This window comes from Herpetosiphon gulosus (assembly GCF_039545135.1).
Classification (GTDB): Bacteria; Chloroflexota; Chloroflexia; order Chloroflexales; family Herpetosiphonaceae; genus Herpetosiphon; species Herpetosiphon gulosus.
This window is the reverse complement of the sequence record NZ_BAABRU010000027.1, coordinates 31969-43843: the sequence shown is the minus strand read 5'-3', so window position 1 is coordinate 43843 and position 11875 is coordinate 31969. Positions and strand designations below refer to the sequence as shown.

The window sequence follows — 11875 nt, the reverse complement described above, 5'->3', positions numbered from 1 at the left end:
GGGTTGGTCGGCGGTCGTTGGTGCGGGTTTGTGTTTTGCTCGTGGCATGGTATCCCCTTACAAGCCTATTCTGGAAATGCTCGTCTTTGGGTTGGGAACCAAATACACACGCTATTGTACAGTCTCAACCACGAAGGACACGAAGAACACGAAGGCTCAATTTTTTAGCCACAGATTTCACAGATTTACTTGATTATCTAATCCCTGAAGCTTGGCCCTAGTCCCTGATAATTCATCCCGCATCCTTCATAATTCATCCTTCACCAATAGCCAATACTCACACCTCAGCCTGCCGAATGTCATGGGGTTGGGTTAGGAATAACGCACTATAGTTAATAGTAAGAAATCTCAGCATAATAATTTTAATATTTTTTTGATCACTCGCGGAGGTGAAGTGGTGTTTGTGAATATTCAATTACCTTTTACATCGAAACTCAACCCTCACCTAGAAGCAGTGTATGCTGAACACAGCCAATGGTTGAGCCAATCGCCGCATAGCACCAAAAGTCAATGGGGCTTTTATCAGCGTTTGCATTTGCCACAGCTGTTGGCGCGGGTTTACCCACATGCCTGTAGCGAACGTTTACGTTTAATTCTCGATTGGGGTGGCTGGCTGTTTTTTCAAGATCAATGGTTTCGTTCATTGGCTGGACAGCCCGAATTGGTCGCGAGCCTTGCCAATGATCTGATTAATGTTTTTAATGGAGCAACCCCGTTGTATCCTCAAAAACCGTTGGTGGTGATGTTTGCCGATTGGAGCCAACGCATGGCTAGCCTGACATCGAACCAATGGCGTGAGCGCTTTGGCCAAATGTTGAGCACCTATCTCCACGATTGGGTTTACGATGTGTATTGCAATGCCTATCAACCAACAATTAACAACCAACTAGCAGTTGAATTGCATCAACGCATCGGTGCGGCCACAAGTTCGCTCGATTTTGTCGATTTTGCGCAGGCTGAATTATTGCCACCCTCGGTCAAGCAAGATCCAACCTTTCAAAGTTTAGGCGAAATTACCAACAATGTGGTTTGTTGGATGCACGATATTACTTCATTAGAGCGTGATCTAACCGTTGCAGAGCCACAAAACATTGCCGTTTTGGTCAAGCAGCGTGAGCATTGCAGCTGGAGTCGCGCAATTGAGCGGGTTGAGCAAATGTGCTATGCCGAGGTAGCAGCTTTTGAGCGAATTGTGGCCGAACGCCCGCACTACGGCGAATTTGAGCTGGTGGTTAGTGATTATATCGAAAACCTACGGGCTTGGATGCAAGGCACAATTGATTGGCTACGACTTGATTTAACTGTAGCTAGCGAGCCTGTAAATCTCTTGTTGGCTGCTTAAATTGCTGCTTAAGCACGATGGTTTTGGCGTTGGTTTGCGTTATCCTCACTCAGCATACAGCTAGCTTAGTGAGGGTGATGTATGCGTGTCGAACAATATTCTTCAGTTGATACGTTTATCCATGAGCACCGTGAATTTCTTTTGCAGCACGAGGCGGAGAACAATCTTCCTCTCGGCTTGAGTATGCGCATTCAAAATGGTTGGCTGCCTGCCAACCCGCCCTTTTTCGCAGCAATTAGCGATGAGCAAGGCACGGTTGGGGTATCAGTTATGACCTCGCCACATGCGCTGACGATTTCGGCCTTGCGCGATACCAGTTTAGTCGACCAAGCCACTGAAGCTTTAACCGATTACTTGTGTAACCACAACATTGAATTATCGGGAGTAATGAGTGCGCCTATCACAACCGCAGCTTTTTGCGCGGCTTGGCAAGCCAAAACCGGCAGACGACCTCTGTTGAGTATGAATGAACGGATTTATACCTTGACCGAAGTTATTCCACCAAGCTCGGTTGCTGGTTCGCTCAAACAGGCAACCAATGCCGATGTTGAATGGTTGGCTGAGTGGCTGGCGGCGTTTCATGCTGAGGCACTGCCAACCGAGCCGGTCTGGAACTGGCAGGCGGTGGCTGAACGGCAAATCGCTACGGGCAGCGCTTGGTATTGGGAAGTTGATGGCAAGCCTGTTTCCTCGCTTGGCTCCAGCCGCCCAACGGTGAATGGTATCTGCATTGGTGCAGTTTCTACCCCACGCCAATTTCGCGGTAAGGGCTACGCCAGCAATGCTGTGGCCGCATTAAGCCAACATCTGTTGAATCAAGGCTTTGGTTTTTGTATGCTCTTTACCGATTTAAGCAACCCAACTTCGAATAAAATCTATCAAGCGATTGGCTTTCGGCCATTATGCGATGTTGATCAATATCGTTTTGAGGAGTAATGATGTATCAAGTGCCGCAAAGTTCGCCGTATGTGCCATGCCCACGTTGCCAGAACCCACTACCCAACAAAGTAACCATGAGTTGGTGGGGTGGGATTGTTGGCCCAAAAATGGTTAATTTGGTTAAATGCCCGCAGTGCAAATTGCAATACAACGGCAAAACTGGAGCCAGCGTCAGTCAATTTATTACCATCTACGTTGGGGCTTGGGTGCTATTGTTTTTGATTGTGGTTGCGGTATTGTTTTTTGCACAAGGGTAGCTTTGATCACCACCCTTCCGTCTTGCCTTCTGAACGGATGTCGCGCACCTGCTGAACTTGTGCAAGCGAGCAGGTGCGCCCACTATTCATATTCCCCAACCTTAAAAGGCGAGGATGGCGGGGTACTAACGCCGTTCAACCAGTAGCACTTGGGGCACACGCACCAGCGAATCAAGCTTAAATGCACGACTTTCGCTGTCAACGACTAAACCTGTTGAAGAACCACCATCCAGGTTTAATGCTGCATCAATTGCTAAATCTTGCTTGACCAACCATTGACTTAGCTCAGTCAGGGTAAAACTGGGCCAACTGCACACAATAATCAACAAGCGCCCAGCCTGATCAAGTGCAACCACACTACGCCGTGCTCGATCACCATCGTCGTTGGGCTGCTCGATCGCTGCGCCATGAACCACCAACATTGGAGCCGATTGCAGGGCTTGATTCAACACTTCGCTGCTATCATACGGTTGTTCGCGCAACGAACGGAGCGACCATGTATCAGCACTATCAACTGCCAACATTCCCCCAAAGCCATCGTAGGATGTGCCATTGACGACCCCATCAAAAATCGTCAGCGCAGTTGCTCGGCCTTGCGGATCAAAATAGCCACCATTGATGACGGCCACAGGTTTGAGCGCGGCGGCCCATTCGCTCACTCGGCCTGGGCTGGCCACATCGTAACCAACTCGCAAACGAAAATTGGCTGGATCAACCCGTAGAATCTGCACATTAGTAATATCATAGCCAATTTCGCGAAACTCCAAGCCTGACTCTAAAGTTTGCCACTGATTAGCGCTTGTAATTGGCGCGGCGGTATCGGGCGCGATAATCGGTGTGCTGGTAGCACTGGGCTTGATCACTTCTTGAATATCAGACTGAGAACAACTGGTTATACTCCAAGCGATCAAGGCTACGAGGCCATATTTATACAACAATCGCATTGCTATTCCTCACGCTAGAGCGCTCATCCTACCATATCCATTCAAAATGAGAGATCAAGGTTGATGGTTGCCTTCTGACGTTCAATTTGTCACAATAGTTTGGCGATTGTGAGTTATGGTGTGATACCAACGTGATAGTTGCGTGATAGTTAATCAATATCCTGCTTAGCGTAGTATGTGTCGCTAAGGAGGGTTCCATGCCACGGTTGGTGCTTCAACTCACTTTGCTCGCCGCACTTATCGTTCGTTTTAATCTCCCCGCCGCGCAAGCGCAACCTCAGGTTTTGGTTGCTCCTGACGAATTACAGGCTGTCGCCGATGATCAATTTTGGAATAACACAGGTCTGATCGCTGGGGCAAATAACACGATTCGCGCCATCAGCTCGCAATCGGGCGATTTATTTGTTGGTGGTTTATTCGATCGGATCGCTGGCATCAGTGCTAATCGGGTGGCCTTTTGGGATGGCGATCGCTGGAATACAATGGGCAGTGGGGTTAACGGCCCAGTCGATGATCTCGATGCCTCAACTGGCGGTTCGGTCTATGTGGTTGGCTCATTCAGCAGCGCTGGAGGGATTACCGCCGATGGCATTGCCCGTTGGAATTCGGGCACAGGCCAATGGTCGGCCTTGGCAACCAATGTCAATGGAGTTGTGACCGCCGTTTTGGTGCAACAGGTTGCTGGTAGCGATGTGGTGTATGTTGGAGGAACCTTCACTTCAATTGATGGCGTGAGCGCCAATCGCATCGCTAAATTCAGCAATGGCACATGGTCGGCATTGAGCAGCGGGATCAGCGGTGGAACTGCGCCCCAAGTGCTCGATTTAGCCGTCAATCCGGCCAATGTCACCCAAATTGTGGCTGGGGGCACGTTTAGCTCGGCTGGGGGCAGCAGCGCCAATAACGTAGCGATCTGGACAGGCTCGGCGTGGCAGAGCCTTGGCACTGGTAGCAGCAATGGAGTCAACGGCACTGTGCGCTTTGTTGATTTCCGTGGCACAAATATGGTGGTCGTTGGTGGCAGTTTTGGCAATGCTGGCGCAGTAACCAATGTTGGTGGGGCAGCGGTTTGGACTGGTGGTAATACTTGGGCCGCCATGGCTGGGCGTGGGGTGACTGGCGATGTACGTGGGATTGTCGAGAACGTCAATTTTACCTATGTGATGGGCAATTTTGGCAGCGGCATCAACCCCAATGGCAATAGCGTTTTCTCGCCCAACATCGCCCGTTGGGATGGCAATATCTGGTCGCCTGTGCCGAATGCCACTAACGCCTTTGGTACAAACGGGGCGATTTTACGCGCTGAACGCTTGGGCAGCGGTAGCGATACCTTCTTTATTGCTGGGGCGTTTGGCACAGCCCATGGCATGGAATTAAATTTTGTGGGTATGGTTGTGCCACAACAGGGCTTCTTGCCAGGCGCAACTGATCGCTTCTTCCCCTTGGCTGGCGGCCTCGAAGGCTCCAACGCCAAAGTATTTGCTATTCAGCCACGTTCTGGCGAAATTATTGCTGCTGGGCGTTTCGATTTGGGCAGCAATCGCCTGCTCAATAATATCGCTCGCTTTGATCCAGTCGATCGAGTCTGGTCGCCATTGACTGGCTCCAGTGATAGTGGGGTCAACGATGATGTACGTGATCTCGCGCTACGTGGCACAGATTTGATTGCTGTGGGTGAGTTTACCAAGGCTGGCGGAATTGATGCCGCAGGCGTAGCTAGTTGGAATGGTACAACCTGGACAGCCTTGGCTACTAGCATCAATGGTCGGGTGAATGCGGTTGCGGTCAGCGGCAGCGATATTTACATTGGTGGCGAATTTACCTTGGTTGATGGCGTGCCCGCCAATCGGATTGCCCGTTTGAGTGGTAGTACATGGCAAGCGGTCGGGGCAGGCACTGATGGCCCTATCAATAGTTTGTTGTTCAAATCGAACCAACTCTACGCTGGTGGTTTGTTTGCCAACGCTGGTGGTGGGCCTGCGAGCAATCTCGCCCGCTGGAACGGCACAACGTGGCAATCAATTGGCAATGGTACTGATGGCGAAGTGTTGGCTTTGGCCGATGTTAACAGCACAACCGTCGCGGTTGGTGGGCGTTTTACCAGTGCTGGCGGGGTTGCCAACACCCGCGCGATTGCCTTGCTTAACCATAGTAGTTTGGCATGGACGGCGCTTGGTACAGGCACCGATGGTTTTGTAACCAGCCTTGCTGTGCGCGGTAACGACCTGTATGCTGGTGGTTTGTTCAGCCGCATGGATGGCTTGACGGTCAATCATGTGGCCCGTTGGAATGGTACAACTTGGAATGCGCTAGGCAGTGGGGTTGCGGGTGGCAACCTGCAAAATAGCGAAGTTGGCGCATTAGCGGTCAATGGCGATAATTTGTACGTTGGCGGGCGGTTTGATCGGGCTGGCGATAAAGTTTCGCATCGCTTTGCCGAGTGGCGACAACCTGAAGTTGATCTCAGCCTCAAACTGAGCGAATCGCCTGATCCGGTGACGATTGGCAACCCAATGAGCTACAAAGCAAGCGTCAGCAATTTGGGCACAATCAGCGCCAGCAGCGTCGTGTATGAACAAACCTTTGCGAATACCTTGGTTTTTGGTCAAGTTACAACCTCGCAAGGCTCGTGTAGTTTCCCCAATTCCACGACCTTGCGCTGTAATTTGGGCACGCTGGCGGCCAATGCTAGCGCTACTATCACAATTAATGCTACGCCCAGCCAAGTGGGCACAATTAGCAGCACTGGCACAGCTTCATCGCCGGCGAATGAGGCTTTTCCAAGTAACAATAGCCGCACAGTAACGACCCAAGTGATCGTGCCTGGCAATCCAGTGCCAACTATCAGCAACATCACGCCTGATCGCTTTATTCGTCAGCCGATTGGCTTTCCACCACCGCCAGCAGTGCGGATTACAGTTAACGGCACTGGTTTTGTGGCCAACTCCAAGGTCGTGGTGGCTGGGGTTGAGCGCACGACAACCTTTATCAACAGCAATCGGCTCGAATTTAGTATGGCCGCGACCACCAGCCAAGGCACATACTCGGTTTTGGTGCGCAACCCAACGCCAGGCGGCGGCGATTCCAACAGCGTAACCTTGGGCGTTTCAGTCGGGATCGTTGGCTTGAGCAGCATCACGCCCAACATTGGTGGCACTGATGTCGATTTGCAAACGACCTTCAATGTAAGCTGGACACATACCACCGATCCATGGCGAATTATCGAGCACCTCGATTTGCGCTTGGTCGATAGTGATGGCGTGGCTTTGTGGGCACGCTTTACCGAAGGCGTTTCGGGCACATTTAGCCTGCTCGATAGTAATGGCGATGTACTTGGTTATGCCACGGCTGGCACTAGCGATCCGTTGGAGAGCGATAGCGCCATTCTCGATTTGGCGGATAGCAATTTCGCTGGCAGCGGGCCAACGGGCTTTAGCATGCAAGTTAATTTCAGTATTCGCTTCAAACCAAGTGCCGCTGGTCGGCGCTATAACATTGAGTTGTATGCCACCGATGATCATGGCGGGGTGCAAGGGCCAGATGTGATGGGCACATTCAGCGTTGGCATTCACGATGTATATCTGCCAATGACCATTAAATAGGTTTTGATCCACGAAGGACACGAAGAGCACGAATGTTTAGATTAGGTTGGGAACCTGAATAGTGAACATATTCAGCGTACCAGTCAGCCAAACATTCGCGAAACTTCGCGTCCTTCGCGGTTTCCCCTGATCACTGAGCCCTAGCCCCTAATCTCTCGTTACTTCGTTATCACTGGCAAATAATTGAGCATCAGCGTTGGCGAGATGCTAACGACTGGCTCAACCTCGAATTGCTGCACGATCACTGGCACTCGGCTCACCACCTCACCTGGATTATTGGCAAGATCGCTGGTTCCGTAGGTATCGATGCCATAGGTCGAAACGCGCAAGGTTTGGTCGGGCTGGCTAATTTCAAATTCAGTCCAGCCAAAGTAGTGACCAGCAAAATAGCGCCCTTGCAAGAGCGTAGTTCGTTCGGCAAACGGCGCATCCTGCAAGCCCACTGGCGTGTAGCCAAATACATTTAAGACCGTGTTGAGCCAACCTTCCGCCGCTGCATCTTGCTGATCGTTGGGTAGTTGTAAATAATTATTGTAGGTGGTTGAGCTAATAATTCCGGTTGATAAAGCACCTGCTGCCACCCGCATGCCAAATGGCGAAGTCGTGGCGACCGAACCAACCGAAATTTCCCAAGCGTTGGTGGGGATTTGTGGCTGGCCTGCGGCGGTTTGGTAGCTTAAATTATTGACAACCGTGCCATGAATATCGGCGGCAATAAACACCACGTTTTCAATTGAATGATCGTTGATAAAGCTCAAAATACGGCTGCGTTCGGCAGCATAGCCCTCAAAGCGATCGTTGGCGGCTGCCGTGCCAAGGTTTTGAATTGGCTCAGGCACGATCACAAATTTCCACGTGATATTGGCTTGATCAGCGGCGAGCAAATCGCTTTCGAGTTGGCTGAGTTGGGCTTGGCCAAGCAAGGTGCGGGTTGGACTAAACACAGCAGTCAAAAAGGCCACAATTTCTGAAGGCGTGTTATTGGGCGCTGGCAATTTTTGGTCACGAAATGAACGGCCATCAAGCACAAAAAAGGCCGCTGTATTCCCATATCGTTGATAGCGGTAGAGTTTATGCTCGTTGGCCGTGCGTGGATCGCCAGTCGCACCATAAAAAAGCTCGTTAATCGGATTGTATTCAACAAACGCTTGATAGCCCGCTTCAAAATAATCAGTATCATTGATATAGCTAGCATTGGTGGGCAAAAAGCGTGGATCACTGCTCGGTGCTGCCCCACCAGCGTGATCGTTAGCAACTTCATGATCATCGGTTGTCGCTAGCCATGCGGTTGTGGCACGTAAATCGGCCAGCGTGTTCAAATTCAGCCGTGTGCTATAACTTTCGGTATGTTTGAGGCGAAATTCGGCTAAAGTTTTGGCAGTCGTGCCCAGCACAGGCGAGCCAATATCAGCATAAATCGAATCGCCAAGATGAATAAACAAATCAAGTTCGCGCTGATCGGCGTTGGCTAAGGCTGGAAACGGTGCGAGTGCCCCTTGTTGATCGCCGCTTGCCCCAAAGCGTAAATTGCTATACGTTCCAGTGGTTGGGGCGGTGCGAAATGTACCAGCAAATGCTGCATTGCTGAGATTTGTCGCGCGATAAAAATATCTAGTAGCCGGTTGTAAATTGCTGATGCTAGTTTTTGCTGGTTGCATCGTGTCGGTGACGATAACTGTGGCTGAGCCAGCAACTGGATTGAAATTGGCGTTGAGACTATATTCAAAGCTGACTGAACCAAGGCTGGCGGAACGCGCCCAGAGCACTGCACTGGTGGGAGTTACATCGCCTGCTGCCACGCCTTGCGGCAAATCGGCGGGTGGAATGGGCTGATTTGTACGACCAACACTTGAGCGGCTTGACCAACTTCCAGCTAGCAAGCAACATAAACAACATAGCCCAAATAAGCGGCGCATAGTTAGCTCCTTGTTGATAGTGGAAAAATCCCCCCTAGTCTAGTGGCGTTGTCAATCCACAAATTGATTAAATAATGGTAGGATGCAGCAACAACATCTTGCACCCGAGGCAATTTATGGCAGAAACCATCACCCCGCCCCGTCAGATTGAAGATATGCTACAAACCTCGAATGAGCAACGGATTAAGTTGTTTAGTGTGGTCGAAGGTTTAGCGTTGTTGGCCGTTATGCTAATTTTGCTGGTTGCTGGCAACGGCCAACAAGTGCAAATTGGCTTGAGCATTTGTGCGATTGTTGGCACGATGTTGGCAATAACCTTTGCTATGCGTCGTTCGCGCTATGTCGAATGGCTAATTTACGTCAATCTGGCCTCGATAACCTTGATGCTTTCGTTAACTGGGCCAATTATTGGCGAAGTTGATGGCTCGGTCTGGGTTTTATTTCAGGTTCCGCCATTAATTGCCACAATAGTGTTAAATACCTCACGAGCAACCACAGTTATTTGTATTGCTTCGATGATTATTCTTTCGATTATTATTGGCGGCGAGTTGACTGGGCTTATTCCGATTAAATTTTTGGTGCCTAAATCGGCCTTATTGATTAACTTCTTCTGTCAATTACTGGTGCTGGGAATTATTGCCACAACCGTGCATTTATTGGTTGGGCGAGCTAAACGGGCGTTTGCCGTAGTGGCCAAAACTGAGGCCAAGCTGGCCCAGCAATTAGCCAACGAGCGTGAATTGGCGCTGCAACGGGAACAACTGAATGCTCAATTGAGCCAAAGCTTGGCCGAAATTAGCCAGCGCGATAACCAAATTCAGGTTGAACAAGCAACTCAGGCGGCTTTGCGCGACCAACTGCGCCAACTGAGCTTGCCTGTGATTCCGGTGCTCAAACAAACTGTAGTTATGCCATTAATCGGCGATCAATTAGCTAACTCCAGCGAGGGTATTGAAGAAACCTTGCTGAATGGGATTAGCCAGCATCGCGCCAAAATTGCCATTTTAGATGTAACCGGGGTTCCAACGATTGATACCGAGCTTGGGCGGCGCTTAATCCAAGCCACAGCGGCAGCGCGTTTGCTGGGAGTTCGGACGATTATCGCCGGAATTCGGCCTGATGTTGCCCAAACCTTGGTAAGTTTGGGGATTGATTTTAGCAGCGTGACCACTGTTGCCAGTTTGCAAGATGGAGTTGCGATTGCCCTAAAATCACTTTATTAGAATTATCCGGTAGAACCTGACGTTTGGTAACATAATTCAGTTTTTATAGTGATGATGGAGATTGAGCGATGTGGTACGATTGTGGTTATCTGCTCATGAGCCGGATTCAGCGCCTATCAGACCTTGATCCGCAGCTTTTTCCAGAAACGATGTATGCGTTGCGCGACTGTAGTTTCAACGCACAGCCTGAGCACTGGTGGAGTTATTTCAGCGCTGATCCGAGTGATCTGCTGGCAAAAGATTTAGCGGATTGGTATACAAAAAATGAAGCTGGATTATTACTGCCTAATATATTCACCACGCTCGAATTAGCCCAAGAATTTGCCCACAAATTGCCCAATCAGCGCGAAAAATTACAGATTGTTAGAATTGGCTTGGCAGCAGGGTATCATGAGCAATTTATTGCCGAACAAACTGAAAAACGACCAAATGAGCAACCAGCAGGATTTTTAATCATGCTTCAGCAACCCAAGCAACTGCCAATTCAACAGGGTTTGTGGCTTGGGGTTGAGCTAGGCTGGTTTGATTATCACAATATTCACTCATGGCTCTGCGAATCAGAGAATCAACAATTGATTCGGAATGACGCGCCAGTTGATTGTCGGCCAAATGAATTTGGGTTACTCAAAAGCCTTGCTGCCGCCGAATATTTGATTCCACAGATTTCGATTTACAATGGGATCAATGATGATACCCCAGCGCCACAAGTTTACCCATTTTGCTTAATTGGCTATGAGAATTGATTAATCGTAACTATAATCCACATCCTGCGTATCAGCACCATCAATACAAACTACGTTTTGCAGGAGCAAGAGAATGAAATGGATTTATGGTTTGGTTTTAGGCTTGATCTTGGTTGGTTGCCAAAACACTGTGCCAGATAATGACTATAATCAATATCTCGACACAAAAATTGAAGAAATCTATGGAGATCAATTAACAAATTACCTTGTGTTCGATATTGTTTACAAAAGCGATTCAGCCAATACTGAGCTACAAATTATTGATTTAGAACGAAAACAATTGAATTATCTCAAATTTACACAGGAATCACACGACAACTCTGAGATTAAAGCAATGAGTAATCCTCAAATTACAGATTACACCGATTGCAATCGTATGTTTAATGATTTAAAGCTTAGCCCACAAATGGCAATTGATATTGCAGTTAAACAAAATCCAGCATTCGCTAATCAAGCAATAATAGCGCTTTATAAACCGCATATAGGTGTTGGCAATTGTCTCAACGTATGGCAAATTTCAACCAGAGATGATTTAATGATCGTTGATGCTGCTACTGGGGCAATAACAAAACCTGAAGGTTGGTAATTTAATATTGATCAATCTCTAGCCTCGGACTCTGGTATGAGCCAGCAGCCGAGGCTTTTTGCTATGCTTAGACCACCTATTTTGCCACTGAGAGATTTACAAATGCAGCCAATTGAACATACTGAAACCTACAGCTCCGCCGAAATGCAAACGCTAGCGCAGTACCCCCGCCTTAGTAGCCTACAAAACTTGTCGGTTGGCAACCCTGCCAGCACTTTAGCGTAGAATAACCGAGTTTTAAATTGCATTGAAGGGAGTAGTTATGAATCAGAAATATGTCAATATACTCAATCTAATCGCTGGATTGTCATCGGCCTCTGTAG

The 11875-nt window shown here is 49.0% G+C and carries 10 protein-coding genes; 8 read left to right on the top strand and 2 right to left on the bottom strand.

Annotated elements, in window-relative coordinates:
- The first annotated feature begins 403 nt into the window (after positions 1-403).
- The 3 genes from ABEB26_RS23560 to ABEB26_RS23550 all read left to right on the top strand — a co-directional run bounded on the left by ABEB26_RS23560 (position 404) and on the right by ABEB26_RS23550 (position 2538).
- Positions 404-1342, top strand: coding sequence for a terpene synthase family protein (locus ABEB26_RS23560; RefSeq protein ID WP_345724539.1), 939 nt, complete (start codon positions 404-406; stop codon positions 1340-1342).
- A gap of 81 nt (positions 1343-1423) precedes the next feature.
- Positions 1424-2278: a GNAT family N-acetyltransferase gene (locus ABEB26_RS23555; protein WP_345724538.1), complete on the top strand. Its 855-nt coding sequence runs from the start codon at positions 1424-1426 to the stop codon at positions 2276-2278.
- Entirely contained in the window at positions 2278-2538 is a 261-nt protein-coding gene (locus tag ABEB26_RS23550) for a hypothetical protein (protein WP_345724537.1), read from the top strand. The genes ABEB26_RS23555 and ABEB26_RS23550 overlap by 1 nt, the downstream gene beginning before the upstream one ends.
- 125 nt (positions 2539-2663) lie before the next feature.
- Here ABEB26_RS23550 and ABEB26_RS23545 read toward each other — a convergent pair whose 3' ends face one another.
- Entirely contained in the window at positions 2664-3482 is an 819-nt protein-coding gene (locus ABEB26_RS23545; protein ID WP_345724536.1) for a phosphodiester glycosidase family protein, read from the bottom strand.
- A gap of 197 nt (positions 3483-3679) precedes the next feature.
- Here ABEB26_RS23545 and ABEB26_RS23540 point away from each other — a divergent pair, with 197 nt between their 5' ends.
- Positions 3680-7084: a DUF11 domain-containing protein gene (locus tag ABEB26_RS23540; protein WP_345724535.1), complete on the top strand. Its 3405-nt coding sequence runs from the start codon at positions 3680-3682 to the stop codon at positions 7082-7084.
- 158 nt (positions 7085-7242) lie between these two features.
- Here the strand turns inward: ABEB26_RS23540 and ABEB26_RS23535 are convergent, their stop codons facing one another.
- Positions 7243-9000 carry an alkaline phosphatase D family protein gene (locus tag ABEB26_RS23535; protein WP_345724534.1) on the bottom strand — a complete coding sequence of 586 codons (1758 nt, stop codon included), beginning with the start codon at positions 8998-9000 and terminating at the stop codon, positions 7243-7245.
- A gap of 116 nt (positions 9001-9116) precedes the next feature.
- On the opposite strand from ABEB26_RS23535, the gene ABEB26_RS23530 reads away from it, so the two are divergent.
- From ABEB26_RS23530 to ABEB26_RS23515, 4 genes are all read left to right on the top strand, one after another.
- On the top strand, positions 9117-10223 hold the full coding sequence (locus ABEB26_RS23530) for an STAS domain-containing protein (RefSeq protein ID WP_345724533.1): 1107 nt from the start codon (positions 9117-9119) through the stop codon (positions 10221-10223).
- A 68-nt stretch (positions 10224-10291) separates the two neighbouring features.
- Positions 10292-10966 carry a hypothetical protein gene (locus ABEB26_RS23525; RefSeq protein WP_345724532.1) on the top strand — a complete coding sequence of 225 codons (675 nt, stop codon included), beginning with the start codon at positions 10292-10294 and terminating at the stop codon, positions 10964-10966.
- Between the two features lie 73 nt (positions 10967-11039).
- Positions 11040-11552, top strand: a complete 513-nt coding sequence (locus ABEB26_RS23520) for a cyclin family protein (RefSeq protein ID WP_345724531.1) — start codon at positions 11040-11042, stop codon at positions 11550-11552.
- Between the two features lie 63 nt (positions 11553-11615).
- On the top strand, positions 11616-11777 hold the full coding sequence (locus tag ABEB26_RS23515) for a hypothetical protein (RefSeq protein ID WP_345724530.1): 162 nt from the start codon (positions 11616-11618) through the stop codon (positions 11775-11777).
- Positions 11778-11875 lie beyond the last annotated feature (98 nt).